This is a genomic window from Micromonospora sp. NPDC006431 (assembly GCF_042870725.1).
Classification (GTDB): Bacteria; Actinomycetota; Actinomycetes; order Mycobacteriales; family Micromonosporaceae; genus Micromonospora.
Genome location: NZ_JBIAHQ010000002.1, coordinates 80,382 through 105,931, shown reverse-complemented (window position 1 = coordinate 105,931; position 25,550 = coordinate 80,382). Strand labels below are relative to the sequence as shown.

General features: G+C 74.1%; 24 protein-coding genes and 1 pseudogene. 17 read left to right on the top strand and 8 right to left on the bottom strand.

Annotated features, from left to right (window positions below; all coding sequences use genetic code 11):
* Together ACFYM6_RS04020 and ACFYM6_RS04015 are read left to right on the top strand one after the other, a co-directional pair.
* A partial coding sequence (locus ACFYM6_RS04020) for an AAA family ATPase (RefSeq protein WP_387272037.1) occupies nt 1-1,159 on the top strand: 1,159 nt, incomplete at its 5' end.
* A 47-nt stretch (nt 1,160-1,206) separates the two neighbouring features.
* The gene (locus ACFYM6_RS04015; protein WP_387272035.1) at nt 1,207-2,064 is read left to right on the top strand and encodes a DUF2567 domain-containing protein; all 858 of its coding nucleotides are present in this window, start codon (nt 1,207-1,209) and stop codon (nt 2,062-2,064) included.
* Here ACFYM6_RS04015 and ACFYM6_RS04010 read toward each other — a convergent pair.
* A complete protein-coding gene (locus ACFYM6_RS04010; RefSeq protein WP_387272033.1) occupies nt 2,030-2,731 on the bottom strand; it encodes an LON peptidase substrate-binding domain-containing protein in 702 nt (233 codons plus the stop codon). The genes ACFYM6_RS04015 and ACFYM6_RS04010 overlap by 35 nt on opposite strands.
* A gap of 107 nt (nt 2,732-2,838) precedes the next feature.
* Here ACFYM6_RS04010 and hisD point away from each other — a divergent pair, with 107 nt between their 5' ends.
* From hisD to hisF, 10 genes are all read left to right on the top strand, one after another.
* The gene (gene hisD / locus ACFYM6_RS04005) at nt 2,839-4,161 is read left to right on the top strand and encodes a histidinol dehydrogenase (protein WP_387272032.1); all 1,323 of its coding nucleotides are present in this window, start codon (nt 2,839-2,841) and stop codon (nt 4,159-4,161) included.
* A 64-nt stretch (nt 4,162-4,225) separates the two neighbouring features.
* On the top strand, nt 4,226-5,299 hold the full coding sequence (locus ACFYM6_RS04000; RefSeq protein ID WP_387272030.1) for a histidinol-phosphate transaminase: 1,074 nt from the start codon (nt 4,226-4,228) through the stop codon (nt 5,297-5,299).
* Between the two features lie 53 nt (nt 5,300-5,352).
* Nucleotides 5,353-5,964 carry an imidazoleglycerol-phosphate dehydratase HisB gene (gene hisB / locus ACFYM6_RS03995; RefSeq protein ID WP_387272028.1) on the top strand — a complete coding sequence of 204 codons (612 nt, stop codon included), beginning with the start codon at nt 5,353-5,355 and terminating at the stop codon, nt 5,962-5,964.
* Entirely contained in the window at nt 5,964-6,137 is a 174-nt protein-coding gene (locus ACFYM6_RS03990; RefSeq protein WP_198940227.1) for a hypothetical protein, read from the top strand. Before hisB ends, ACFYM6_RS03990 begins: the two co-directional genes overlap by 1 nt.
* A 114-nt stretch (nt 6,138-6,251) precedes the next feature.
* Nucleotides 6,252-6,875 carry an imidazole glycerol phosphate synthase subunit HisH gene (gene hisH / locus ACFYM6_RS03985; RefSeq protein WP_387272025.1) on the top strand — a complete coding sequence of 208 codons (624 nt, stop codon included), beginning with the start codon at nt 6,252-6,254 and terminating at the stop codon, nt 6,873-6,875.
* A gap of 55 nt (nt 6,876-6,930) precedes the next feature.
* Nucleotides 6,931-7,254, top strand: coding sequence for a hypothetical protein (locus tag ACFYM6_RS03980; protein WP_387272023.1), 324 nt, complete (start codon nt 6,931-6,933; stop codon nt 7,252-7,254).
* A gap of 16 nt (nt 7,255-7,270) precedes the next feature.
* Nucleotides 7,271-7,999 (top strand): bifunctional 1-(5-phosphoribosyl)-5-((5-phosphoribosylamino)methylideneamino)imidazole-4-carboxamide isomerase/phosphoribosylanthranilate isomerase PriA, encoded by a 729-nt coding sequence (priA, locus tag ACFYM6_RS03975; RefSeq protein WP_387272021.1) that lies wholly within the window; start codon nt 7,271-7,273, stop codon nt 7,997-7,999.
* Nucleotides 7,996-8,391, top strand: coding sequence for a RidA family protein (locus ACFYM6_RS03970; protein WP_387272020.1), 396 nt, complete (start codon nt 7,996-7,998; stop codon nt 8,389-8,391). Before priA ends, ACFYM6_RS03970 begins: the two co-directional genes overlap by 4 nt.
* Entirely contained in the window at nt 8,388-9,386 is a 999-nt protein-coding gene (locus ACFYM6_RS03965) for an NADP-dependent oxidoreductase (protein ID WP_387272018.1), read from the top strand. Before ACFYM6_RS03970 ends, ACFYM6_RS03965 begins: the two co-directional genes overlap by 4 nt.
* A gap of 112 nt (nt 9,387-9,498) precedes the next feature.
* Nucleotides 9,499-10,266, top strand: a complete 768-nt coding sequence (hisF, locus tag ACFYM6_RS03960; RefSeq protein WP_387272016.1) for an imidazole glycerol phosphate synthase subunit HisF — start codon at nt 9,499-9,501, stop codon at nt 10,264-10,266.
* Between the two features lie 152 nt (nt 10,267-10,418).
* On the opposite strand, the gene ACFYM6_RS03955 is transcribed toward hisF, so the two are convergent.
* Complete coding sequence (locus ACFYM6_RS03955) at nt 10,419-10,880, bottom strand: hypothetical protein (RefSeq protein WP_357435224.1); 462 nt, start codon at nt 10,878-10,880, stop codon at nt 10,419-10,421.
* A gap of 140 nt (nt 10,881-11,020) precedes the next feature.
* On the bottom strand, nt 11,021-11,698 hold the full coding sequence (locus tag ACFYM6_RS03950) for a YitT family protein (RefSeq protein WP_387272014.1): 678 nt from the start codon (nt 11,696-11,698) through the stop codon (nt 11,021-11,023).
* Between the two features lie 58 nt (nt 11,699-11,756).
* Between ACFYM6_RS03950 and ACFYM6_RS03945 the strand changes: the two genes are divergently transcribed.
* The 3 genes and pseudogenes from ACFYM6_RS03945 to ACFYM6_RS03935 form a co-directional block, all read left to right on the top strand.
* A complete protein-coding gene (locus ACFYM6_RS03945; protein WP_387272012.1) occupies nt 11,757-13,214 on the top strand; it encodes a PLP-dependent aminotransferase family protein in 1,458 nt (485 codons plus the stop codon).
* A 58-nt stretch (nt 13,215-13,272) separates the two neighbouring features.
* A complete protein-coding gene (locus ACFYM6_RS03940) occupies nt 13,273-15,729 on the top strand; it encodes a low temperature requirement protein A (protein WP_387272010.1) in 2,457 nt (818 codons plus the stop codon).
* A gap of 122 nt (nt 15,730-15,851) precedes the next feature.
* Nucleotides 15,852-16,193 (top strand): annotated as a pseudogene (locus ACFYM6_RS03935) (low temperature requirement protein A); the annotation flags it as partial.
* 156 nt (nt 16,194-16,349) lie between these two features.
* On the opposite strand, the gene ACFYM6_RS03930 reads toward ACFYM6_RS03935, so the two are convergent.
* The 3 genes from ACFYM6_RS03930 to ACFYM6_RS03920 form a co-directional block, all read right to left on the bottom strand.
* Nucleotides 16,350-18,176, bottom strand: a complete 1,827-nt coding sequence (locus ACFYM6_RS03930) for an AMP-dependent synthetase/ligase (protein ID WP_387272008.1) — start codon at nt 18,174-18,176, stop codon at nt 16,350-16,352.
* Nucleotides 18,177-18,319: 143 nt separating this feature from the next.
* The gene (locus tag ACFYM6_RS03925; protein WP_387272006.1) at nt 18,320-19,270 is read right to left on the bottom strand and encodes a terpene synthase; all 951 of its coding nucleotides are present in this window, start codon (nt 19,268-19,270) and stop codon (nt 18,320-18,322) included.
* A 126-nt stretch (nt 19,271-19,396) separates the two neighbouring features.
* Nucleotides 19,397-20,026 carry a TIGR03085 family metal-binding protein gene (locus tag ACFYM6_RS03920; protein ID WP_387272004.1) on the bottom strand — a complete coding sequence of 210 codons (630 nt, stop codon included), beginning with the start codon at nt 20,024-20,026 and terminating at the stop codon, nt 19,397-19,399.
* Between the two features lie 215 nt (nt 20,027-20,241).
* Between ACFYM6_RS03920 and ACFYM6_RS03915 the strand changes: the two genes are divergently transcribed.
* Together ACFYM6_RS03915 and ACFYM6_RS03910 are read left to right on the top strand one after the other, a co-directional pair.
* Entirely contained in the window at nt 20,242-22,170 is a 1,929-nt protein-coding gene (locus tag ACFYM6_RS03915) for an ABC transporter ATP-binding protein (RefSeq protein ID WP_387272002.1), read from the top strand.
* A 114-nt stretch (nt 22,171-22,284) separates the two neighbouring features.
* On the top strand, nt 22,285-24,072 hold the full coding sequence (locus tag ACFYM6_RS03910; protein ID WP_387272000.1) for an ABC transporter ATP-binding protein: 1,788 nt from the start codon (nt 22,285-22,287) through the stop codon (nt 24,070-24,072).
* 31 nt (nt 24,073-24,103) lie between these two features.
* Here ACFYM6_RS03910 and ACFYM6_RS03905 read toward each other — a convergent pair whose 3' ends face one another.
* Entirely contained in the window at nt 24,104-24,715 is a 612-nt protein-coding gene (locus ACFYM6_RS03905) for a TetR family transcriptional regulator (protein ID WP_387271998.1), read from the bottom strand.
* A 71-nt stretch (nt 24,716-24,786) separates the two neighbouring features.
* Nucleotides 24,787-25,542 (bottom strand): ABC transporter permease, encoded by a 756-nt coding sequence (locus tag ACFYM6_RS03900; protein WP_387271996.1) that lies wholly within the window; start codon nt 25,540-25,542, stop codon nt 24,787-24,789.
* Nucleotides 25,543-25,550: the final 8 nt, after the last annotated feature.

Genomic DNA, 25,550 nt, shown 5'->3' with positions numbered 1-25,550 from the left:
GACGTACCGCGCCGAGCCGGAGCCAGGCCACCCGGACGGTCCCGAGCCGTCCTGGCGGGCCGAGCCGACCTACCGCGCCGAGCCGGAGCCGGGCCACCCGGACCCGGAGCCGCGCGGCCGGGGCACCGCCTCCGTCGAGCCCCGGTACGGGTTGCCGGAGCCCGGCTACCGGCCCGACCCGCCGCCAGTGGAGTCCCGCTACGCGTTGCTGGACCGGGGCCGCTACCGGCCGGAGAGCCACCAGCCGCCGGCGCCGCCCCCATCTGTTCCCGCGCAGCAGCCGCCCGTCGAGGGCTACCCGGCCCGGGTCGAGCCGGCCCGGGTCGAGTGGCGGGCCCCGAAGCCGGAGGACGAGGTGGAGCGGGCCGTGGGCGTGCTCCGCCGCGAGCTGGGCCGCCCCCGGGTGCTCGCTTTCGCCAACCCCAAGGGCGGGGTGCACAAGACCACCGCGACCGTGCTCGCCGCGGCGACCGTGGGCAGCGTCCGTGGCCGCGGCGTCCTCGCCTGGGACGACAACGAGCTGCGCGGCACCCTCGGCCTGCGGGCCGGCAGCGCCCGGCACGCCCGCACCATCCGGCACCTGATCCACGATCTCGCCCAGATCGAGATCCTGGAGGGCGCCACCCTGCTGGAGCACCTCGACGACTACCTGCGGCACGCCTCCGACGGCTCGTACGACGTGCTGGCCGGGGAGGAGAGCCCCCGGTTCGCCCAGCGGCTGGACCAGTTCACCGTCAAGCGGGTGTTGGAGTTGCTGCGCCGTACCCACGAGGTGGTCTGCGTGGACACCGGCAACAACGTGGAGAGCCCGAACTGGCGTACCGTCATGCAGGCCGCCGACCAGCTCGTGGTGACCACCGTGCCCCGCGAGGACGCCGCGTTCAGCGCGGACTGGATGCTCGACCTGCTGCACGAGGTGGGGATGGGCGAGCTGGCCGACAACGCGGTGACCCTGATCTCCTGCCCGACGCCGAGGCGTACCTCGATCCAGGACGACCTGGAACGGCACTTCGCCACCCGGACCCGGGCGGTCACCGTGGTGCCCTATGACTCGGCGCTGGAGACCGGCTCCTCGATCGACTACCACCAGCTCCACGCGGAGACCCGGCAGGCGTGGCTCAAGGCCGTCGCGGTGATGCTGGAGCCGTTCGCCCGCTGACCGCCACCGCCGCCCCGCGCCGGCCCGCCGCCTGAGAGGATCACCGGGTGAGTCCGGACACCCCTGATCCCGAGCGGGCCGCCGACCATGCCGGCGCGCCCGACGACGCCGCACGTCCGTCCGGCGGACCGGAGCCTTCCTCCCGACCCGAGCCGGCCACCGACCAGCCGGCGGACACGTCCGACGGGGCCCGGCCGGCCGACGCCGTGACCGCGCCCGGCGCGGAGCCGCTCGCCGGGCATCCGGGTGTGGTCGGTGCCGAGCCCGGGGAGACCCCGGTGGCCGCCGGCGGCGGTGGCCGGCTCAAGGTGGTCCGGACCACCCTCGCCGCTGCGGTCCTGCTGGCCGTGCTGGGCGCGCCCCTCGGGCTGCTCTGGGCGGGGGTGGCCCCCGGCACCCCGGTGCAGAAGACCGCCGGCGGCGCCATCTACGCCACCCCGCAGCCGGAGCAGCCGATCGCCGCCGACGGCTGGTTCAGCCTGCTCGGGCTCGGCTTCGGGGTGCTCGCCGCGATCGCGCTGTGGCTCCTGCTGCGCGGCCGGCGCGGCCCGGTCGGCCTGTTCGCCGGGACCCTCGGCGGCCTCGGCGCCGCACTGGTGGCCTGGCAGGTCGGCCGCCGGATCGGGCTCGGCACCTACCACCGGCTGCTGGCCACCGCGCCGGACGGGACGGTCTTCACCAAGCCCGCCGACCTGCGGGCCGGCGGGATCGACTGGTTGCTCGGGCTGCTGCCCGTGCCGTACGGCAACCTGCTGCTGCCCGCGTTCGGCGCGGCCGTGACGTACACCCTGCTGGCCGGCTGGTCGCGCTGGCCGTCGCTGCGCCCGGAGCCGGAGCTGGACGGCGGCTGGCCGCCGGGCGGCCCGGAGCTCAGTTCGGCACCGGGGGACCCGCCAGCTCGCTGAGCGGCACCGGCACCGCCCGGACCTCGCGCAGCAGCGCCGCCTCCCGGTGGAGCAGTTGAAGCTCGGCCCGGAGCCGGGTGGCGGTGTCGTCGATGGCGAGCAGCCGCTGCCGGTCGGCGACGGTCAGCGCGGCGGTCGCGGCGACCAGGTGCGACAGCACCGTGGGATCCTCCGGCAGCTGCTCGGAGATCTCCTGCGGGTCCGGCCGGATCAGCCCGAGATACTGCCGGAAGACCGAGATCACCCGGGCGGCCAGCAGGTCGGCTACCTCGTCGGTGCCGGCCGGCTCGGGCAGCCACTCCACCTCGGCGGTCAGGTACGGCGTGGCGCCCGCGTCGACGCCGGCGATGCGGAACCGCCGCCGGCCCACGGTGACGATGTCGAACCCGCCGTCGGCCAGCTCGGTGACCTGCCGCAGCTCCGCGGTGCAGCCCACCTCGTGCAGCGTGACCTGCCCGCCGCCGAGGGCCGGCCGGCCCGGCGGCCCGGCGGCGACCTCCCAGCCGGCCTGGATCGCCACCACTCCGAACTCCCGGGGCGCGCCCTCCGGCAGCCCGACCAGGTGGCGCACCAGCGCCCGGTAGCGCTCCTCGAAGATGTGCAGCGGCAGGACCAGCCCAGGGAACAGGACCGTCCCGAGCGGGAACACCGGCAGCCGTGCGGTCACGCGTCCGAGGGTAGTCGGACCGGGCACCATCCCGCGTGTCCCGGCTCACCGTCCCGGCCTGCGGGCGGCGCGGGTCGGCTCCGGGGCGGCGGCCTAGACTCGCAAGGGTGCTGAACCGGATCGACCTGCGTGGCGTCGTGCGCGACCCGCGCCGGCTGCTGCCCCGTGCCCAGCTCGACGTCTCGGTGGCCGTCGAGAGGATCCGCCCCCTGGTGGAGGCGGTCCGGGAGCATGGGTACCCGGCGATCCGGGAGGCGAGCGAACGGTTCGACGGTATCTCCCCGGAGCGCCTGCGGGTGCCGGTGGAGACGATCCGCGCGGCGGAGGGCGGCCTCGACCCCCAGGTGCGCGCCGCCCTGCTGGAGTCCATCAGCCGGGCCCGCAAGGTCCACGCCGACCAGCGCCGCGCCGACCACACCACCCAGGTGGTGCCGGGCGGCACGGTGACCGAGCGCTGGGTGCCGGTCGACCGGGTCGGCCTGTACGTCCCGGGCGGCCTGGCCATGTATCCGTCGACCGTGGTGATGAACGTCGTCCCCGCCCAGGCGGCCGGGGTCCGCTCGCTGGTGGTGGTGAGCCCGCCGCAGAAGGACAACGGCGGCCTGCCCGACCAGCGGGTCCTCGCGGCCTGCGCGCTGCTCGGCGTCGACGAGGTCTACGCGGTCGGCGGCGCCCAGGCGGTGGCCATGCTCGCGTACGGCGCCACCGTCGACCCGGACGGCGCCGAGCGCTGCGCGCCGGTCGACATGATCACCGGCCCGGGCAACATCTGGGTCACCGCCGCGAAGCGGCTGCTGCGCGGCGTGGTCGGCATCGACGCCGAGGCCGGCCCGACCGAGATCGCCATCCTGGCCGACGACACCGCCGACCCGGTGCACGTCGCCGCCGACCTGATCAGCCAGGCCGAGCACGACCCCCTGGCGGCGAGCGTGCTGGTCACGCCGTCGGTGGCGCTCGCCGACGCGGTCGACGCGGAGCTGGCCCGGCAGGTGCCGGCGGCCAAGCACGCCGAGCGGATCGGCACCGCGCTGCGCGGGGAGCAGAGCGGGGTGGTCCTGGTCGACGACCTCGAGGCGGGGCTGCGGGTGGTCGACGCGTACGCGGCCGAGCACCTGGAGATCCAGACCGCGCAGGCCCGCGAGTGGGCGATGCGGGTGCGCAACGCCGGGGCGATCTTCGTCGGCGCCTGGTCGCCGGTGTCGCTCGGCGACTACTGCGCCGGTTCCAACCACGTGCTGCCCACCGGCGGCTGCGCCCGGCACTCGTCCGGCCTGTCCGTGCAGTCCTTCCTGCGCGGCATCCACCTGGTGGAATACAGCCAGGAGGCGCTGCGCGAGGTGGCTCCGCACGTGGTCACCCTGGCCACCGTCGAGGACCTGCCGGCCCACGGCCAGGCGGTCAGCGCGCGCTTCCCGGGGGACGGCTCGTGAGCGAGCGCAGCGAGCTCAGCCCGCACCGGCCGCCGGCCGGCCCCGAGCGAAGCGAGGTGGCGGCATGAGTGGGCTTGACGATCTGCCGATCCGCGACGACCTGCGGGGCCTGTGGCCGTACGGCGCGCCGCAGCTCGACGTGCCGGTCCGGCTGAACACCAACGAGAACTCCTACCCGGTGCCCGAGCCGGTGGCGGACGCCATCGCCAAGGCCCTCGCGGCCGAGCTGCGCGACCTCAACCGCTACCCGGACCGGGACGCGGTCGCGCTCCGCGCCGACCTGGCGGCGTACCTGGGCCACGGGCTCACCGTCGACCAGGTGTGGGCGGCTAACGGCTCCAACGAGATCCAGCAGCAGCTGCTCCAGGCGTTCGGCGGCCCGGGGCGCAGCGCGCTCGGCTTCACCCCGGCGTACTCGATGCACCCGCTGCTCGCGCTCGGCACCGGCACCGGCTGGATCCCGGCCGCCCGCGGCGTCGACTTCGGCCTCACCGCCGACGAGGCGGTCGCCCAGGTCCGGGCGCACCGGCCCGACGTGGTCTTCCTCTGCTCGCCGAACAACCCGACCGGCACCGCGCTCGACCCGGCCGTGATCGCCGCCGTGCTCGACGAGGCGCCCGGCATGGTGATCGTGGACGAGGCGTACGCCGAGTTCGCCCGGCCCGGCACGGTGAGCGCGCTGGCCGTGCTGCCCGACCACCCGCGGCTGGTGGTCACCCGGACCATGAGCAAGGCGTTCGGGTTCGCCGGCGGGCGGCTCGGCTACCTGGCCGCCGACCCGGCCGTGGTGCAGGCGGTGCAGCTCGTCCGGCTGCCGTACCACCTCTCCGCGCTCACCCAGGCCGCCGCCCGCGCGGCCCTGGCGCATCGCGACGCCCTGCTCGGCACGGTCGCCGCGATCATGGAGCAGCGCGACCGGATCGTCGCCGAGCTGCGGGCCCGCGGCCACCGGGTCGCCGACAGCGACGCCAACTTCGTGCTCTTCGAGGTGGGCGGTGACCAGGCGGCCGCCTGGCGCACCCTGCTCGACGCCGGTGTGCTGGTCCGCGACGTCGGCCTGCCCGGCTGGCTGCGGGTCACCGCCGGCACCCCCGCCGAGACCGACGCCTTCCTCGCCGCGATGGAGAAGCTCTCGTGAGCGCGCGGGAAGTGCGGCGCAAGAGCCCCGCAGTCGCGACCGAAAGGCAGGCAATGAGGCGCACCGCCCGGGTGGAGCGGATCACCAAGGAGACGAAGGTCCTCGTCGAGATCGACCTCGACGGCACCGGCAAGGCCGACATCGAGACGGGTGTCGGCTTCTACGACCACATGCTCCACCAGATCGCCCGGCACGGCGGCTTCGACCTGACCGTGCACACCGTCGGCGACCTGGAGATCGACGCCCACCACACCATGGAGGACACCGCGCTCGCCCTGGGCGCCGCGGTCGACCAGGCGTTGGGGGACAAGGCCGGCATCCGGCGGTACGGCTCGGCCACGGTGCCGATGGACGAGGTCCTGGTCCGGGCCGCGGTCGACCTCTCCGGCCGGCCGTACGTGGTGCACGACGAGCCGCCGCTCGCCCCGAACATCGGCCCGGTCTACCCGACCAGCATGACCCGGCACATCTGGGAGTCGTTCGGCCAGGCGGCCCGGATCACCCTGCACGTGGACGTGCTGCGGGCGGCCCGCCCCGGCGGCCACCCGGACGCCCACCACGTGGTCGAGGCCCAGTTCAAGGCGGTGTCCCGGGCGTTGCGCGACGCCACCGCGATCGACCCGCGCAACGCCGGGGCGATCCCGAGCACGAAGGGCGCACTCTGATGGGGGCGGCACTGCCGACGCTGCTGCTGATCCTGGCCGGGGTGCTGGTCGGCGGGACGTGGTCGCTCTACCGCCAGGGCGCGCCGCGCGGCGCCGTGGTGATCACCGGGCTGCTCGCCGCCCTGGCCACCGCCGGCGGGCTGCTCTGGCTGCTACCCGGAGACGGCGCATGAGCGAGCGGCAGCGAGCGAATCATCAGCACAGTGCCGTGGTGCCTCATGGCGGCACGGAGCGCAGCGGAGTGCCGGCATGAGCGAGCGACTCGTCGGGCGCAGCGGAGTGCCGGCATGAGCAGGCGGATCGTGGTGCTCGACTACGGCTCGGGCAACCTGCGGTCGGCCGAGCGTGCCTTGGAGCGGGCCGGTGCGGACGTCACCGTGACCGACGACCTGACCGCTGCCGCCGAGGCGGACGGCCTGGTGGTGCCGGGTGTCGGCGCGTACGCCGCCTGCATGGCCGGGCTCGAGGCGCTCGGCGCCGGCCCGGTCATCGCCGAGCGAGTGGCAGCCGGCCGGCCGGTGCTGGGCATCTGCGTAGGGATGCAGGTGCTCTTCGAGCACGGCGACGAGCACGGCGTGGTGACCAAGGGGCTCGGGCTGCTGCCCGGCGGGGTGACCCGGCTGCCCGCCGAGCGGTTGCCGCACATGGGCTGGAACACCGTCCGCCCGCCGGCGGGCTCGGTGCTCTTCGCCGGCCTGCCGGCCGACGCCCGGTTCTACTTCGTCCACTCGTACGGGGTGACGGACACCGCCGGGCTGGCCGCGGCCGGGGCGAGGGTGACCACTGCCGAGCACGGGACCGAGTTCGTCGCGGCCGTGGAGCGGGGTCCGCTGGCGGCGGCCCAGTTCCACCCGGAGAAGTCGGCCGACAGCGGCGCCACCCTGCTGCGCAACTGGCTCGCGACCCTGTGAGCGCGAGGAGTGAGCCGGGTTTGCGAGCCCCGCAGTCGCGAGCGGCGGTGGACCGGTGAGTAAGGAGCGGGCCCGCCGCCGGGAAGCCCGCGAGGCGCAACTGGAGGCTGAGCGCGCCGTCCGCCGCCGCCGGGTGGCCCGGCGGGAGCGGCGCCGCGCCCTGGTACGCCGGTTGACGCCGCAGCTGCGGCGCGGCCGGACCGGCCGACTGAGGCGGCACACCCGCGGCGAGCGGGCGGCGATCGTGCTGCTCACCGGGGTGGCGCTGGCCGGCATCTGGACTTTCGTGGACGACCTGGCGCTGCGGCTGGCGTTGGTCGTGTTGTTGCTGCTGGTGCTGCCGGCGATCGTGGTGATCGCCCTGGACCGTCGTACCTGATGCGAGGAGAAGCGCTGTGAGTCTCACCCTGTTGCCCGCTGTGGACGTCGCCGACGGGCGGGCCGTCCGGCTCGTGCAGGGCGCCGCCGGCAGCGAGACCGCGTACGGCGACCCGCTGGAGGCGGCCCTCGCCTGGCAGTCCGACGGTGCGGAGTGGATCCACCTGGTCGACCTGGACGCCGCCTTCCGCCGGGGCACCAACGCGCACCTGCTCGCCGAGGTGGTCCGGCAGCTCGATGTGAAGGTCGAGCTCTCCGGCGGGATCCGGGACGACGAGTCGCTGCAGGCGGCGCTGGGCACCGGGGCGGCCCGGGTCAACATCGGCACCGCCGCGCTGGAGGACCCGCAGTGGTGCGACCGGATCTGTGGCGAGTACGGCGACCGGGTGGCGATCGGGCTGGACGTGCGCGGCCGTACCCTCTCCGCGCGGGGCTGGACCCGCGACGGCGGTGACCTGTGGGAGGTGCTGGAGCGGCTGGACAAGGCCGGCGCCTCCCGGTACGTGGTCACCGACATCACCAAGGACGGCACCATGCGCGGGCCGAACCTGGACCTGCTGCGCGAGGTCTGCTCCCGCACCGACGCGCCGGTGATCGCCTCCGGCGGCGTCTCCACCCTGGACGACCTGCGCGCCCTGGCCGCCCTGGAGCCGGTGGGCGTGGAGGGCGTGATCGCCGGCAAGGCGCTCTACGCCGGGGCGTTCACCGTCGCCGAGGCGCTGTCCACGCTGCGGGCCGCGGCGTGACCTCCCCGGTCGTCACCCGCCTCGGCTCCGGTGGGCCCTGGGAGGCCCGGTTCGGCTATTCGCGGGTGGTCCGGGTCGGGAACCTGGCCATCACCGCCGGCTGCACCTCGACGGTCGACGGGCAGGTGGCGCACGTGGGGGACGCCGCGGCCCAGACCGCGCAGGCGCTGCGGATCGGCCTGGACGCACTCGCCGAGGTGGGCGCCGAGCCGGCCGACGTGATCCGGACCCGGATGTACGTGACCGACCGGCGCCACGCCGACGAGGTCGGCCGGGCCCACAACGCGGTGTTCGGGGCGGTCCGCCCGGTGGCGACGATGGTCGTGGTGGCCGGGCTGATCGACCCGGAGCAGCTGGTCGAGGTGGAGCTGGAGGCGTACCTCTCCTCATGAGCACCAACCGCGAGATCCACCTGGCCTCCCGCCCGCAGGGCTGGCCGACCCCCGACAACTTCCGGCTCGTGGAGACCGAGGTGCCCACCCCGGGCCCTGGGCAGCTGGTGGTCCGCAACCAGTTCATCTCGGTCGACCCGTACATGCGCGGCCGGATGAACGACGTCAAGTCGTACGTGCCGCCGTTCGCCCTCGACGCCCCGCTCGACGGCGGCGCGGTCGGCGAGGTGGTGGCCAGCGAGGCCGACGGGTTCGCCCCCGGCGACACCGTGCTGCACGGCCTCGGTTGGCGCGAGTACGCGCTGGTCGACGCGAAGGTTGCCCGCCAGGTCGACCCGAACCTCGCCCCGCTGAGCGTCTACCTGGGAGTGCTCGGCATGACCGGGCTGACCGCGTACGCCGGCCTGCTCGACGTGGCCGCCATGAAGCCCGGCGAGACCGTATTCGTCTCCGGCGCGGCCGGCGCGGTGGGCAGCATGGTCGGCCAGATCGCCAAGCTGCGCGGCGCGGCCCGGGTGGTCGGCAGCGCCGGCTCGCCGGCCAAGGTCGAGCGGCTCAGGTCGCTCGGCTTCGACGCCGCCTTCGACTACCACGACGGCCCGGTCCGGGATGCCCTGCGGGCCGCCGCGCCCGACGGCGTCGACGTGTACTTCGACAACGTCGGCGGCGAGCACCTGGAGGCCGCGATCGGGGCGATGAACCTGCACGGCCGGGCCGCGATCTGCGGCATGATCGCCCAGTACAACGCCACCGAGCCGCCCGCCGCGCCGCGCAACCTGGCGCTGTTGATCGGCAAGCGGCTCACCCTGCGCGGCTTCCTGGTGGGCGACCACGGTCACCTGCGCGAGCAGTTCGTCCAGGAGACGGCCGGCTGGCTGCGCGCCGGGAAGATCGCGTACGACGAGACGGTGGTCGACGGCATCGAGCACGCCCCGGCGGCGTTCCTCGGCATGCTGCGCGGCGAGAACCTGGGCAAGATGCTGGTCCGGCTGTGAGGCAGGACGGGGCCCCTGCACAAGGGCCCCGGTAGTGGAGGGTCCCGGCCAGCACCGTGGCCGGCCTCACAGGCCGGCCGCTGGCGGAAACGGGGAAGGATAGGCTCGCGACATGACGGTGGCGGTACGGGTGATCCCCTGTCTGGACGTGGACGCCGGACGGGTGGTCAAGGGGGTCAACTTCGTCGACCTTCGGGACGCCGGCGACCCGGTCGAGCTGGCGGCCGCGTACGACCGGGCCGGCGCGGACGAGCTGACCTTCCTCGACGTCACCGCGTCCGTCAGCGACCGGGGGACCATGCTCGACGTGGTCCGGCGCACCGCCGAGTCGGTCTTCATCCCGCTCACCGTCGGCGGCGGCGTACGCACGGTCGCCGACGTCGACACGCTGCTGCGGGCGGGCGCGGACAAGGTCGGCGTGAACACCGCCGCGATCGCCCGGCCGGAGCTGATCGCCGAGATCGCCGACCGGTTCGGCCGGCAGGTGCTGGTGCTCTCCCTCGACGTGCGGCGGGCGCCGGACGGCACCACGCCGAGCGGCTTCGAGGTGACCACCCACGGCGGCCGCCGGGGCACCGGCCTCGACGCGGTCGAGTGGGCCCGGCGCGGCGCCGAGCTGGGTGCGGGGGAGATCCTGCTCAACTCGATGGACGCCGACGGGACCAAGGCCGGCTTCGACCTGCCGCTGATCCAGGCCGTCCGGGCGGCCGTCGACGTGCCGGTGATCGCGAGCGGCGGCGCCGGCGCGGTGGCGCACTTCCCGCCGGCGATCGGTGCGGGCGCCGACGCGGTGCTCGCGGCCAGCGTCTTCCACTTCGGCGAGCTGACCGTCGGCGAGGTCAAGGACGCCCTGCGCACCGCCGGCCACCCGGTCCGCTGACCCATCCACCGGCCCGCCCCTGACCGGACCGGGTCGCCGAGCTGCCGGTGTCATGCCGGCCCGGACACCGCCGGGTCGCCGAGCTGGCGGTATCGCGCCGGCCCGGATGCCGCCGGGTCGCCGAGCTGGCGTGGCCAAACCGGGCGGCGGGTTCAGGGGCGGCCGGAGTGGCCCTCGGGGGAACGGCGCGGCATCGGGATCGACCGGACCACGTACTCCTGGACGGCGGCGGCGTGGTCGTCCTCGGCGAGGCTCCAGTCGGACGTGCCCGGCGTGTGCCGGCGGGTCAGCACGCCCTGCACGGTGTCCACGGTGGTCCCCAGCCCGGCGCTCGGCCGGGTGCGCCACAGCCGCTCGCCGTCCGGGGTGATCCGGAACCAGCCGTCGGAGACGGTGACCAGGCCCGCGCCGAGGAGCCGGCGGACGGCGCCCTCGACCTCGTCCCGCTCGGGGATGGACCGGTTGAGGTGGTCGGCGGTGGAGAGGACGTCAGCCAGGCGGACACCCTCCGGACGTCGCGTGGTGGCCGCCCGGCGATGCCGTCCGGCACCGCTCGCGATCACCAGCGAGACGAAGATCCAGGCGTCGGTCCAGCGCCATCCGTTCTCCCCCATGAACGAATGATGCCCGGCGTTGCCGGCGGAGAAAACACCTGGTTTCGACGCCGGCCGTCGGCGCAGCTCAGCCGGGGTGCGGTCCGGCCCATCCGGTGGCCGTCGGCGTGGCCGGGGTGACACTGCACTGGTGACCCGGCTCAGGCCGCCTCGCCCGCCGGGCGCGGCGTGGGGCTCACCGCCGGCTCCACGGCGGGACCCTCCGACTGCTGCGGGGGCACCGCGAAGAGCGGGATGAACAACTGGGCGAGCGGCCCGATGGCGAGCGCGTACGCGACCGTGCCGACGCCGACCGTGCCGCCGAGCAGCCAGCCCAGCGCCAGCACGGTCACCTCGATGACGGTCCGGACCAGCCGGATGGAGCGGCCGGGGCGGCGGGCGACGTACCCGGTCATCAGGCCGTCGCGCGGGCCGGGGCCGAAGGCCGCCCCGAGGTAGAGACCGGTTGCCGCGCCGTTGGCGACGATCCCGACGACCAGCAGGCAGATCCGCAGCGGCAGGCCGCCGCCGGCCGGCACCAGGGCCAGGGTGCCGTCCACCACCAGCCCGATCACCACCACGTTGCTGACCGTGCCGAGGCCGGGGCGTTGCCGCAGCGGGATCCACAGCAGCAGCACCAGGGCGCCGACCGCGATGGTGACCGTGCCGAAGGAGAGCCCGGTCTGCCGGGCGAGGCCCTGGTGGAACACGTCCCACGGGTCGAGGCCGAGGCCGGACCGGATCATCAGGGCCATGCTGACGCCGTAGAGCGCGAGCCCGGCGTAGAGCTGGGTCAGTCGCCGGGCGGGCCGGTACCGGAAATTGCCAATCGGTGCCATGCATGCCACCCTAGGGTCCAATCTCGCCCGCGACAGAGCCAATTCCGGAGGGGTGGCCATGACGAGTCAGGTGCGTGGTGTCCAATTGGCTCGGCTCCTCGGCCAGTGGCACGCGCTGCCCGGCCGCCGACGCAGCCCCGACTACGCCGCGCTCGCCGCCGCGGTCCGCGGCCTGCTCGCCGACGGCCGGCTCCCCCTGGGGGTACGCCTGCCGGCCGAGCGGGAGCTGGCGGAAGCGCTGCGGATCAGCCGTACCACGGTCACCGCCGCCTACCGGGAGCTGCGCGAGAGCGGCCACCTGGCCAGCCGGCGCGGGGCCGGCAGCTGGACCATGCTGCCCGGTACCCACCGGGTGGCGAGCACCGGGCTGTGGACCCCGCTGGACGACCGGGACATGATCGACCTCGGGGTGGCCGCGCTCGCCGCCCCGCCGCAGCTCGTCCCGGCCGCCCGAGCGGCCACCGAGGACCTGCCCCACTACCTGGGCGGGGCCGGCTACCACCCGACCGGCATCATCGAGCTGCGCGAGGCGGTGGCCCGGGCGTACACCGAGCGGGGGCTGCCGACCAGCCCGGAGCAGATCATGGTCACCAGCGGCACCCAGCACGCGCTGGACCTGGTGCTGCGGCTGGCCCTGTCGCCCGGCGGCGGGGTGCTGGTGGAGTCCCCGACCTACCCCAACGCGCTCGCCGCGCTGTCGGCCCGTCGGGCCCGGATCAGCACCCACGGCCTCGCCATGGACGACCTCGGCTGGGACGCCGACCTGCTGCTGGGCAGCATCCGGCAGGCCCGGCCGAAGCTGGCTTACCTGATCCCCGAGTTCCAGAACCCGACCGGCCACCTGATGGCGACCGAGTTGCGCGAGCGGCTGGTCGCCGCCGCCCACGTTGCCGGGACCGACCTGGTGATCGACGAGTCCTTCGTGGACCTGCCGCTGGACGGCACCCCGCTGCCGCCGCCGGTCGCCACCTTCGACCGGCACTCCCGGGTGATCAGCATCGGCGGGATGAGCAAGCCGTACTGGGGTGGCCTGCGGATCGGCTGGGTCCGGGCGTCGGCGCCGCAGGTGCAGCGGCTGGCCGCCGCCCGGGTCGGTGTCGACATGGCCAGCCCGGTCCTCGACCAGCTCGTCGCGGTGCACCTGCTCGCCGAAGCGGCGACCATCGTGGCCGCGCGGCGGGCGCAGCTCGCCGCCCAGCGGGACGCGCTGGTCGGCGCGCTGGCCGAGCGGCTGCCCGACTGGCGGGTCAGCGTGCCGCGCGGCGGCGTGACGCTCTGGGTCGAGCTGGACGGCCCGGTCTCCAGCGCCCTGGCCCGGGCCGCCGAGGAGGTCGGCGTACGCCTGGCGCCCGGACCCCGGTTCGGCCTGGACGGCACCCTCGAGCGGTTCCTACGGCTGCCGTTCACGCTGCCCGCCGCCGACCTGGTGGAGGCCGTCGGCCGGCTCGCCGCGGTCCGCTACGACCTCGACCGGACCGGCCGCCCGCAGTGGCGGGAGCCGTCCGTCATCACCTGAGCCGGGCGGGCTTGCCGGATGCCCCGCGCGGGGCACCGCCGCCGGGCAGACTCAAGCGATGGCCAGCGGTAGGTCGAGGGGACTGTCCGATCGGTTCCAGATGGTCGCCGAGAGCGGCGGGGTGACCCGGCTGGAACTCTTCCTCGACCTGGTTTTCGTCTACGCCTTCCTCAACGTGACCAGTCTGGCCGCTGCCCATCCCGACCTCTTCGGGATCGTGCGCGGTCTGCTGCTGCTCGCGCTGCTGTGGTGGTGCTGGGTCTCCTACGCCTGGCTCAGCAACTCCATCCGGTTGGACCGGGGGATCATGCCGATGGTCGCCTTCGGCCTCATCGCGATCATCTTTGTGGTGGGGGTGGCGATTCAGGAGGCATTCGTCGACCGGCCCGGTGGGCTGCCCGGCCCGCTCATCTTCGTGCTGGGCTACCTCGCCGCGCGGGCCGGCGCCCTGACGGTCGCGATGATCTGCGCCCGGTCCGACCCGGTCTCCCGGCAGCGGGTCCGGCGCGGCTGGCTGCCCCTGTTCGGTGCCGCCCCGCTGCTGCTGCTCGCGGCGCTGCTGGCCAGCCGGTTGATCGATGTCGAGATCCATCCGTGGGCCCGCCTCGGGCTGGTGCTCCTGGCGATCCTCATCGAGTACCGCGGTGGGATGTTCACCGGCGCGGTCGGTGGGCGCGACATCCCGGTACGACACTGGGTCGAGCGGCATTCCCTGATCGTCATGGTCGCGTTCGGCGAGACCATCATCTCCGTCGGGGTCAGCCGGGGCATCGGCTCCACCGAACCGATCACCTGGCCGCTGGTCGCCGCCATCCTGCTCAGCATGAGCGTCGTGGGCGTGCTCTGGTGGACCTACTTCGACCTCGCCCGGTTCGCCGCCGAACTCGCCCTTGAGCGGGTGTCCGGGGCGGCCCGGGTACGGCTGGCGCGGAACGCGTACACCTTCCTGCACCTGCCGATGATCGGCGGTCTGATCCTGCTCTCCCTCGGCCTCGAGAAGGCGGTGGGGGCCGTCGGCGAACCGGGGCCGCTGCCCGGGCTGTCCCTGCTCGCACTGTACGGCGGCGTGATCCTCTACCTGGTCGGGCTGCTCGCCTTCGAAGGGCGCACGATGCACATCGTGGGCCGCGGGCCGCTGCTCGGCCTCGTCCTGCTCGCCCTCGGCATACCGGTGGCGGCCCAGGTGCCGGCGCTGGCCGCGCTCGCGATTCTCGCCGGCCTGGTGGCCGTGCTCGTGCTCGCCGACCGTACCGTCTTCCGGGGCCGGCACCAGGTCCTGCACCGCGCGATCCAGCCCGCCGTCCAGCGGGCCGTCGGTGTCGCCCCGAAGGAACTCTTCTTCGATCTGGTCTTCGTCTACGCGTTCATCCAGGTCACCAGCCTGATGGCCGCCGATCCGACCTGGCACGGGCTGGTCCGCGGGCTGGCGGTGCTGGCCGTGCTCTGGTGGGCCTGGAACGTGTTCGCGTGGCTGTCCACCGCGCTGCGCACCGACGAGCCGGGAACTCGCCTGGTTTACGTCGCCGTCGCGGCGAACATCCTCATCATCGCGATCGCGATCCCGGTGGCGTTCTACGACCCGTCGCGGGTCGGGCTGTTCGGGCCGCTGGTTTTCGCGACCTGCTACGGCGTCGTCCGGCTGCTGCACCTGGGCTCGTTCTGGGTGGTCGCGCGCGGCAATCCCGGCTTACGCCGCCAACTGCTGCTGCTCGCCCTCGCGGCCGGGCTGGCGACGCTCCTGCTGCTGGGCGCAGCGCTGCTGCCCGAACTGGTCGGCGCGCGGGGACCCTACAGCCCGCTGCGGATCGCCCTGTGGCTGGCCGCCATTGCCGTCGACTACAGCAGTCGGTACCTGGTGAACGTCAGTCAGTGGCGGATCAGTTCGGCCAGTCACTGGGCGGAGCGGTACGGCCTGATCGTCATCGTCGCGCTCGGCGAGGCGATCATCGCCACCGGACGTGCGGTCGCCGACCAACCGATATCCGGGCTGGTGGTCGTCGGGGCGATCCTCGGCACGGCGCTGGTAGGGACGCTGTGGTGGGCGTACTTCGACGTCGACGCCATCGCCGGGGAACGCGCTGTGGAGACCGCTGCGGGCGGCGACCGCAGCCGGCTGGCCGCCGACGCGTACACCTTTCTGCACCTGGCGATGGTGGCCGGCATCGTGCTGGTCGCGCTCGGTCTGGGCCAGACGCTCGCGCTGGCGCACCGGAGGCCCGGGCTGGCCGCGGGGTTGCCCACCCTGGCCCACCTCGCCCTCTACGGCGGGGTGATCCTCTATCTGATCGGCGATCAGGCCTTCTGGTGGCGGACGCAGCACCGCATCCGGTGGATCCGCGGCATCACGACGGTGGTGCTCGTCGCGCTGGTCCCGCTGGCCGCCCCGTGGGCCGGGCTGGTGGGCCTCGCGGTCCTCGTCGCCGTCGCCATCATCTTCTTGATCGTCGAAGCGGTGCGTACGGCGCAGCTCAGACGGGTGCTGCGCGAACCGCTGGTCCCCGAGGCGGGCCCGTAGCGGGTGCCGCTGACCGCCCCGCACCGCATCCGGTCAGGACGGCGGGCGCCAGATCGCCGCCGGCACCGACCAGCCTGCCCGGATCGCACTCGGGGGGCCGCACCGGCTGCAAAACTGCGCGGGTGAGGAACAGCGGCGGCACCCGGTGGGCGAGCGTGGTCCGGCTCGGCGCGCCGGGGTCCCGGGTTACGCGGCTGGAGCTCTTCTTCGACCTCGTCTTCGTCTTCGCGTTCCTCACCGTCACCGGCCTGACCGCGAGCCAGCCCAGCTGGGTCAACCTGTTCCATGCCCTGCTCGTGCTGGCGCTGCTCTGGTGGTGCTGGCAAGGCTTCGCCGGCCTCGGCAACCTGGTCCGGGCCGACCAGGGCGTGCTGCCGGTGGTCGGCTTCGTCATCGGGGCCGCCACCTTCCTGCTGGTGCTGAGCATTCCGGGCGCGTTCGTGGACCAGCCCGGCGGGACGGCCCGCTCGTCGCAGCTCGCGCTGGAGGAGCAGATCGCCGTCGAGATGGAGCAGACCCGGTGGCGCCAGCACCAGCTGTGACCGCGGCCGACGACCGCCGGAAGGACCGACGGCCGTGCCCCGGGACGGTGGGGCACGGCCGCCGGACGGTACGGTCGGCTACAGCTCGGCGAGGGTGCCCGCGTACATCTTCTCGATCTCGGCGGCGAAGTTGCTCTCCACGCCCCGGCGCTTGATCTTCAGCGACGGGGTGACCTCACCGTCCTCGATGGTGAGGTCGCGGGGGAGGATGGTCACCTTCTTGATCGTCTCCCAGCGGTTGAGCTTGGCGTTCAGCTCCGCCACGTAGCCGTCGACCATCGCCTGGGCCTCCGGCGAGGTGACTATCCCGGTGTAGTCGCGACCCTCCAGCGGGCCGCCGGCCGCCCAGCCCTTGATCGCGTCCGGGTCGAGGGTGACCAGCATGGTGCAGTAGTTGCGGGCCTGCCCGATCACCACGGCCTGCGAGGTGTACGGGCAGATGGCCTTGAACATGCCCTCGATGTGCGACGGTGCGATGTACTTCCCGCCCGACGTCTTGACCAGGTCCTTCTTCCGGTCGGTGATCCGCAGGTAGCCGTCGTCGTCCAGGCTGCCGATGTCCCCCGTGCGGAAGAAGCCGTCCTCGGTGAACGCGGCGGCGGTCTCCTCGGGCAGGTTGTGGTAGCCGCGCATCACCGGCCGGCCGCGGAGCAGGATCTCGCCGTCGCTGTCGATCCGGCACTCCAGGTCGCCCATCGCCTTGCCGACGGTGCCGATACGCAGCCCGCCCGGCGGGTTGACGAAGTTGCCGGCGCTGGTCTCGGTGAGGCCGTACCCCTCGGAGATGGGCAGGTTGGCGGCGGCGAAGAAGGTGCCGATCTCCTTGCTCAGCGGGGCCGCGCCGGAGACGAGCACCCGGATCCGGCCGCCGAGCCGGGCCTGGAGCTTGCTGAAGACCAGTTTCTCGGCCACCGCGTACCTCAGCTTCAGGCCGAGGGGGAGCGGCTTGCCGGCCTGCTCCAGCGCGACCTTCTCCTTGCCCACCGCGACGCCCCAGGCGAAGATCTTCGCCTTCGCGCCCCCGGCGTCCTGGGCCGTGGTGACCACCTTGTTGTAGACCTTCTCGAAGACCCGGGGCGCGCCGCACATCAGCGTCGGCCGGACCACCCCGAGCAGCTCGACCAGCTTCTCCACCCGCCCGTCGACGTACGTGGGCAGGCCGACGTGGGTGACGCCGCAGAGCAGCGTCTTGCCGAAGGAGTGCGACAGCGGCAGCCAGAGGTACTGGAGGTCGTCGAAGTGCAGCAGCCCCAGCTCGGCCTGCGCGACTCCCTCCCAGCACCAGCCCCCGTGCAGCAGCTCGACGCCCTTCGGTCGGCCCGTGGTGCCGGAGGTGTAGATGAGGGTGGCCAGGTGGTCCGGGCCGATGCCGGCGACCAGCATGTCGATCAGTTCCGGCTCGTTCTCCAGCGCCCGGGCTCCCCGCGCCTCCAGCTCGGTCAGGGTGAGCTGCGGGACCGCCGCGGCCGGGTCGGGCTCGCCGTCGAAGAGCACCACGTGGGTCAGCGCCGGCAACTCCGCGCCGGCGACCTTCGCGGCCTGGGCCGGGTTCTCGGCGAAGAGGATCCGCGAGCCGGAGTCGGAGATGATGTAGGTGGCGTCCTCCGGCTCGGTGGTCGGGTAGACGGTGGTGGTGGCCCCGCCCGCGCACATGATGCCGAAGTCGGCGATCACCCATTCGAGCCGGGTGTTCGCCAGGATCGCCACCGGGTCCTCCAGGCCGACGCCGAGCCCGTGCAGCCCGGCCGCGACCGCCTTGGCGCGCCGCCCGACCTGCTCCCAGCTCAACCACACCGGCCCCGAGTCGTCCGCGGCGGGGTGGGCGAACGCGGGACTGGCCGGGGTGGCCGCCACGCGTTTGAGGAACATGTCGGGGATGGAACGGTACGGTACATCGAGAGCCATCGCTGCAGCCGCCTTCAGGGTGGAGGGACGTGACGGAGGTCACGCCATTCTGCGGTTACCGAAGAGTATTGCCTCCACCGGGGCGGCGGCTAGCCCTGGTGCCTGCGGCGCGACCGGCGTCCCCCGGGCGGCGACCGGCCCGGTCAGGCGTACCGGGACGCGGCGAGCGACCAGTCGTAGGTGGCCCGGATCCAGTTCCGCCGGGTGGTCAGGAAGGCCAGGACCGCCTCGTCGCCCCCCGCGGCCAGCGCCGACTCCCGTTCCCCGTACGCCACCAGCGCCGCGTTGAACCGGGCGGCCGCCGCACGCAGCGCCGACTCCTCGTCCTGCTCGGTCTCGCCCGCGATCGTGGTGACCAGGTTGTGGCCGTCCGGCGCGCTGCTGCGCTCCTTGCCGTACGAGAAGAGGTCGTTGCACCAGCAGACCAGATCGGCGGCGAGGTCGTCCACGGCGGCCAGCGCCGGATCCGCCCGCCGCCCCGGCTCCGGCACCGCGTCGTACGCCAGTTCGGTGAGGGTGAAGCTGGGCCGGGCCCCGCCGGTGTGCCGGCGCATCTGCACGTACTCGGCCACCCCCGGTACCCGCCGGTGCTCCCGGTTGGCCGCCTCCCAGAGCAGCGCCAGCAGATACTCCCGCAACTGGCTGACCAGCCGCAGCAGCAGGGCCGGCCGCTGCCGGGCGCGCGCCCGCCGGCACAGGTCGTGCAGCGCGACGCCGAGCGGTCCGGCGCCGACCGGCGCCGGCGCGTCCGGGTCGCCCTGCCGGTCGAGCACCTCCAGCAGGCCCGCCACCGTGGGCGCGAGCCGTGTCGGGCTGGCGCCCAGGCCGTCCTCGTCGCAGGCGTCGTCCATCACGAACAGCCAGGAGATCAGGTCGGTGAGCAGGCGCAGCCGGTCCAGCGGCCCACCCGGGCAGGCCCGGCCGGCCAGTTCCGCCGGGTTGGCACCGGCCAGCCGGCGCAGCCCGGCCGGATCGTCGATCAGGCCCAGCTCGCGTACCCAGCCGGCGCTCTCCCCGGCGGCCAGTTCGACAGCGGGGTGCCGGCGCGCCGGAAAGGGGGGTTCGCGCAGTGCCGAGACCGCGAAGCTCCGCATCCGTCCCCCTGTCCCGCCGCCCTCGGTAATGGGGCGGTGGCCGAGAGCGTACGACAGGAATGATCAGCCGTGGTGGTCGGGTCGTGGGCGGTTTCACATCTCGTGGTGACCGCTTCCGCTCATCCGTCAGAAGCCCAGGCTGGCCGCCCGCAACCGTTCGGCCGCCGCGGACGGGCCGTCCACCTGCACCCGCGCCACCCGCTGCCGGCCGGAGAGGAAGAGCACCAGCTCGCCGGGCGCGCCCACCACCCGCAGCCGGTCGCCGCCCCGGCCGGCGGTGCGCTCGCCGAACCCCGGCGCCTGGACCAGCAGGTCCGCCGGGAAGCGGCGCAGCGCCAACCGGGCCATCCCCGCGGCCCGCTTCCAGAGCACCGCCTGGAACCCCGCCGGCAGGTCCCGCGGCAGCCACCCCGGCTGCGCCCGGCGGACGTCCTCGTGGTGGATGAAGAACTCCAGGGTGTTGACCAGTTCGTCGGTGAGCGGGTTGCTGACCGGGCTCCACACCGGCGGGCGGCGCACCCGCGCCACCAGCTCCGCGTACGGTCCCGCGGCCGTGCGCCGGCGGACCGCCTCACCGTACCGGCGCAGCGGCCGCAGCAGGATACCGGCGGCGGCGTCCGGCCGGCGCTCGCGCACCGTCAGGTGCGCCGCGAGGTCGCGGGTGCGCCACCCCTCGTCGATCGTCGGCGCGTCCGGTCCCAGGTCCAGCAGCAGATCGGCGAGCGCCTCGCGCTCCGATCGGGCGTACCGCGGCATGGCCCGATCGTAGGCCGGTGGCGGCCCGGCCACCGGGACGGCACGGCCGGCGGCGCCGCGCCGGCGGCCACCGGTCGGGCGCGGCGCCACGAACCGCCCTGGTCAGGGTGGCCGGTGCGGGAAGGTGACGTCGGACATACGCCCTCCGGGTCGGCGGATCTGGCGCCGAGCGGTAAGGATGAGGGAGAAAATTGCGGCTTACGGCGGGGGAGAGCGTGGCGAGCGGGACAAGTCGGGACGTGCTCGGCAGGGGACTGCGGGTACTCGGCCGGGCCATCCGGGAACAACCCCGGATCTTCGGGGTCGCGGTGGCCGGCAGCGTGCTCTTCGGCCTCATGGTGATCGCCAGCGCGTACGTCGTCGGCGGGGTGGTCGGCAAGGTGGTGGTCCCGGCCGTCGCCCGCGGCTCGGTGGCCGGTGGCGTCCTCGCGCTGGCCGCGGCCGCGCTGTTCGGGATCAGCGTGCTGCGGGTGGTCGGCATCTTCGGCCGCCGGCTCGGTGCCGGCTACATGCAGTACCGGCTCCAGGCCGCCTACCGCCGCCGGGTCACCCGCCGCTACCTCGACCTGCCGCTGGCCTGGCACCACCGCAACGCCACCGGCACCCTGCTCTCCAACGCCAACTCCGACGTCGAGGCGGCCTGGTATCCGATCGCGCCGCTGCCGTTCGCGGTCGGCACCCTGGTGATGCTGGTCGGCGCCGTGGTCTCGCTGTTCCTCACCGACTGGGCGCTGGCCCTGGTCGGCCTCGCCGTCTTCCCGGCGCTGTTCGCCCTCAACGTGGTCTACTCCCGCCGGATGGCCCCCCGCCAGGCCCGCGCCCAGCGGCTGCGCGCCGAGGTCAGCGGCATCGCGCACGAGAGCTTCGACGGCGCGCTGGTGGTCAAGACGATGGGTCGCGAGGCGCAGGAGACGGCCCGGTTCGGCGCCCGCGCCGGGGAGCTGCGCGACGCGCTGATCTCCGTCGGGAAGCTGCGTGGCGTCTTCGACCCGATGCTGGAGACCCTGCCCAGCCTCGGCACCCTGGCCGTACTGGTGGTCGGCGCGGTCCGGCTCCGGCAGGGCGCGATCGACGTGACCGAGCTGGTCAGCGTCGCCTTCCTGTTCACCGTGCTGGCCTTCCCGGTCCGGGCCATCGGCTGGGTGCTGGCCGAGCTGCCGCGCAGCGTCGCCGGCTGGGACCGGGTGCGCCGGGTCCTCGACGCCACCGGCGAGATGCCGTACGGCGAGGCGACGCTCGACCCGGCCACGCCCACGCCGGCCACCCTCGCCTTCCGCGACGTCCACTTCGGCTACGAGCCGGCCGAGGCGCACCTGCCCGGCGCGCAGGTGCTCGGCGCGGTCTCCTTCACCGTGCCGGCGGGGAAGATCGTCGCCCTGGTCGGCCCAACCGGGGCCGGCAAGTCCACCATCGCCTCGCTCGCCGTCCGGCTGGTCGACCCGGGCACCGGCACGGTCACCCTGGACGGCGTCGACGTCCGCGACCTCACGGCGGCCTCGCTCGCCGCGAACGTGGCCCTGGTCGCCCAGGTCCCGTTCGTCTTCGACGACACCGTCCGGGCCAACATCGCCCTGGACCGGCCCGGCGTCGGTGACGAGGAGGTCTGGGCGGCGCTGCGGCTCGCCGAGGCGGACGGCTTCGTCGCCGCGCTCCCCGACGGGCTGGACACCATGGTCGGCGAGCGCGGCACCTCGCTCTCCGGCGGCCAGCGGCAGCGGCTCACCCTGGCCCGGGCACTCGCCGGCCGGCCGCGGCTGCTGGTGCTCGACGACGCCACCAGCGCCGTCGACCCCCGGGTGGAGGCGGCCATCCTGGCCGGGCTGCGCACCCCGGCGGACCGGCCTTCATCCGGTTCGGAGCGCCACCAAGCGGCGCGGAGGCCGAATCATGGCCGCAGCGCACCCGCGTCGATCCTGGTGGTCGCGTACCGCCGGGCCACCATCGCGCTCGCGGACGAGGTGATCTACGTCGAGCACGGGCGGGTGCTCGCCCGCGGCACGCACGCCGAGCTGCTCGCCACCGTGCCCGGCTACGCCGACCTGGTCACCGCGTACGAGCAGGCCGAGCAGGAACGCGAGCAGCCCCGCCCGTACGACGAGGTCACCCCGTTGACCTCCGGCCTGGAAGTCGAGGTTGACCGGTGAGCGCGAGGAGTGCAGCGGAGCGGAGCCCCGCAGTCGCGAACGAAAGGCGGGCTCGGTGAGCGCGAGGAGTGCAGCGGAGCGGAGCCCCGCAGTCGCGAACGAAAGGCGGGCTCGGTGAGCACGACTGTGGAGGCGGATCGGCCGGCCGAAGCGACCGAGTCGACCTGGCGGACGCTGCGGCGCGGGCTCGCGCTCTCCCCGGAGCTGAAGACCGGGTTGGCCGGCACGCTCGGGCTGGCGCTGGTCTACATGATCGGCCGGGTCGCCGTGCCGGTGGCCGTGCAGCGCGGCATCGACCACGGCATCGTCGGTGGCCTCGACCTGGACGTGGTCACGCTGACCGTGGTCGCCGCCGCCGCCGTGCTGGTGGTCACCACCGCCTGCGGCTACCTGATGATGCGCCGGCTCTTCACGGTGAGCGAGACCGCCCTCGCCGGGGTGCGTACCCGGGCCTTCCGGCACGTGCACGACCTGTCCATGCTGCACCAGCAGTCCGAGCGGCGGGGCTCGCTGGTCTCCCGGGTCACCAGCGACGTGGACCAGATCACCCAGTTCCTCCAGTGGGGCGGCGTGATCCTGATCGTCAACCTGGGCCAGCTGGCGGTGACCACGGCCGTGATGCTGGCGTACTCCTGGCAGCTCACCCTGGTGGTGCTCGGCGCGTTCGCCCCGGCGGTGCTGGTGATCCGGCTGCTCCAGCGCCGGCTGGCCGCCGCGTACGGCCTGGTCCGCCAGCGGATGGGCACGCTGCTCGGCACCATCGGCGAGAGCGTGGTGGGCGCCCCGGTGATCCGGGCGTACGGGATCGCCGGGCGGACCGCCCGGCGGCTGGACGCGGCGATCGAGGGGCAGCGGCAGGCCCAGCAGCGGGCCATCCGGATCAGCATCTTGGGCAGCTCGGTGGGGGAGCTGGCCGCCGGCCTGGCGCTGGCCGGCGTGGTGGTGGTCGGAGTCAACCTCGGCGTGGACCGCACGTTGTCGATCGGCCAGCTCACCGCGTTCCTGTTCCTGGTGACGCTCTTCATCCAGCCGGTGCAGATCGCCACCGAGGTGCTCAACGAGGCGCAGAACGCGATCGCCGGTTGGCGCCGGGTGCTCGACGTGCTGGACGTCGCGCCGGACGTGGCCGACCCGGGGAAGCAGGGGCGGGAGTTGCCGCCCGGCCCGCTGGACATCCGTTTCGCCGGGGTGACCTTCGCCTACCCGGGCGGGCCGCCGGTGTTGCACGACGTGACCCTGGAGATCCCGGCGAAGAGCCGGGTGGCCGTGGTCGGCGAGACCGGCAGCGGCAAGACCACCTTCGCCAAGCTGCTCACCCGGCTGATGGACCCCACCGAGGGGGAGGTGCTGCTCTCCGGCGTGTCGCTGCGTCAGGTGCGCTTCGACTCGCTGCGCTCCCGGGTGGTGATGGTGCCGCAGGACGGTTTCCTGTTCGACACGACGGTGGGGGAGAACGTCCGCTTCGCCCGCCCCGAGCTGACCGACTCGCAGCTCACCGCCGCCTTCACCGAGCTGGGTCTGGCCGACTGGCTGGACGGGCTGCCGGCCGGGCTGGACACCCCGGTGGGGGAGCGCGGGGAGGCGCTCAGCGTCGGCGAGCGGCAGCTGGTCGCGCTGGCCCGGGCGTACGTCGCCGACCCCGACCTGCTGGTGCTGGACGAGGCGACCAGCGCGGTCGACCCGGCCACCGAGGTGCGCCTCCAGCGCACCCTGGACGCGGTCACCCGGGGTCGGACCACGCTCGCCATCGCGCACCGGCTCTCCACCGCCCAGGCCGCCGACGAGGTGATCGTGGTGGACCGGGGCCGCATCGTCCAACGCGGCCCCCACGACGAACTGGTCAAGGACCCGGATTCCGTCTACGCCCTGCTCTACGCCTCCTGGCTGGAACAAACCCGCTAACCCACCCCCTCCGGAGACGCGAACTTCTTGATCAACTTTCCGTGGGTGGGGTGGGCAGCGGGCCGGTGAGGTAGCGCTGGACGGTGGGGCCGATCGTGGCGACCAGGGCCTCCGGGGCGGCGGAGGCGACCGGTTCGAGCCGGATGACGTACCGCATCATGGCCAGGCCGATCATCTGGGTGCCGACCAGCCCGCCGCGCAGCGGCAGCTCGGCCGGGTCGACGTCGAGCTGGTCGAGCACCCGGCGCAGCACCTGGGTGACCAGGAACTCGCGCAGCAGCCGCGCGGTCCACTCGTTGCCGACCGCCGAGCGGAGCAGGGCCACCGCCGCTACGCCGACCGGGGAGTCCCAGACCGCCAGGAAGGTGCGGACCAGCCGCTCGCCCACGCCGTCCGGGCCGCCGTCCAGCACGGCCGGCAGCAGGTCAGCCGGGTCGACCGGGATCGCCACGGTGGCCCGGAACAGCTCCTCCTTGGTGCCGAAGTAGTGGTGCACCAGCGCCGGGTCCACCTGAGCGGCGGCGGCGATGGCCCGGATGGACGCGCCGTCGAAGCCGCGCTCGGCGAACGCGGTCCGGGCCGCGTCGAGGATCGCCTCCCGCGTGCCCGGGTTGCCCGGTCGCCGTCCGGTACGCCGTGCCATTGCCGCCCTTCGCTCGTTCCGTCATCCCCGTTCGTGGCCCGGTCCCGGCCGGGACCGGGCCACGAACGGCGTCAGCCGCTGCGCCGGCGCAGCGTCGCCGCTCCGAGCACCAGCGCCACTAGCGCCGCCCCCGCGACGATCGCCACGTCCCGCCACATCGTCGTGGTCGGCTCGGCGTGCGCGCCCACTTCCTGCAGCGCCTCGACGGCGTACGACAGGGGCAGCGCGTCGCTGATCGCCTGCAGCCAGCCGGCCATCTGCCCCCGGGGCACGAAGAGCCCGCAGAGCAGCAGTTGCGGGGCCACCACCACCGGCATGAACTGCACGGCCTGGAACTCGGTCCGGGCGAAGGCGGAACAGAGCAGCCCGAGCGCGACCGCGAGCACCGCGTTGATCGCGGCGATCATGATCACGAGTCCGCTGCTGCCGGCGGTGCTCAGCCCGAACACCCAGTACGCCACGGCCGAGGCGATGGTGGCCTGCACCACGCCGGCCAGGCCGAACGCGATGCCGTAGCCGAAGAGCAGGTCGAGCTTGCCCAGCGGGGTGGTGAGCAGCCGCTCCAGGGTGCCGGTGGTGCGCTCCCGCAGCATGGCGATGCTGGTCACCAGGAACATGATGATGAACGGGAAGAAGCCCAGCATGATCAGCGCCACCCGGTCGAAGACCGTGGGCTGCCCCGGCGGATGGGGCTGGTCGACGTACATGAAGTAGACCAGGGTGAGCAGCACGGCCGGCACCACCACGAGCAGCGCGACGGTGCGCCGGTCGTGCCGCAGCTGACGCAGGATGCGCCCGATGGTGGCGGCCAGGATGCGGGGGTTCACGACCGGGC

Bases quoted from the DNA above. Each gene is read 5' to 3' on its own strand.
- ACFYM6_RS03955 (WP_357435224.1), bottom strand. From the start codon at position 10,880: ATGGGGGAGAACGGATGGCGCTGGACCGACGCCTGGATCTTCGTCTCG.
- ACFYM6_RS03945 (WP_387272012.1), top strand. From the start codon at position 11,757: ATGACGAGTCAGGTGCGTGGTGTCCAATTGGCTCGGCTCCTCGGCCAG.
- ACFYM6_RS03920 (WP_387272004.1), bottom strand. From the start codon at position 20,026: ATGCCGCGGTACGCCCGATCGGAGCGCGAGGCGCTCGCCGATCTGCTG.
- ACFYM6_RS03965 (WP_387272018.1), top strand. From the start codon at position 8,388: ATGAGCACCAACCGCGAGATCCACCTGGCCTCCCGCCCGCAGGGCTGG.
- ACFYM6_RS03925 (WP_387272006.1), bottom strand. From the start codon at position 19,270: ATGCGGAGCTTCGCGGTCTCGGCACTGCGCGAACCCCCCTTTCCGGCG.
- ACFYM6_RS03905 (WP_387271998.1), bottom strand. From the start codon at position 24,715: ATGGCACGGCGTACCGGACGGCGACCGGGCAACCCGGGCACGCGGGAG.
- ACFYM6_RS03950 (WP_387272014.1), bottom strand. From the start codon at position 11,698: ATGGCACCGATTGGCAATTTCCGGTACCGGCCCGCCCGGCGACTGACC.
- hisB (WP_387272028.1), top strand. From the start codon at position 5,353: ATGAGGCGCACCGCCCGGGTGGAGCGGATCACCAAGGAGACGAAGGTC.
- ACFYM6_RS03940 (WP_387272010.1), top strand. From the start codon at position 13,273: ATGGCCAGCGGTAGGTCGAGGGGACTGTCCGATCGGTTCCAGATGGTC.
- hisF (WP_387272016.1), top strand. From the start codon at position 9,499: ATGACGGTGGCGGTACGGGTGATCCCCTGTCTGGACGTGGACGCCGGA.
- hisH (WP_387272025.1), top strand. From the start codon at position 6,252: ATGAGCAGGCGGATCGTGGTGCTCGACTACGGCTCGGGCAACCTGCGG.
- ACFYM6_RS04000 (WP_387272030.1), top strand. From the start codon at position 4,226: ATGAGTGGGCTTGACGATCTGCCGATCCGCGACGACCTGCGGGGCCTG.
- ACFYM6_RS03930 (WP_387272008.1), bottom strand. From the start codon at position 18,176: ATGGCTCTCGATGTACCGTACCGTTCCATCCCCGACATGTTCCTCAAA.
- ACFYM6_RS03990 (WP_198940227.1), top strand. From the start codon at position 5,964: ATGGGGGCGGCACTGCCGACGCTGCTGCTGATCCTGGCCGGGGTGCTG.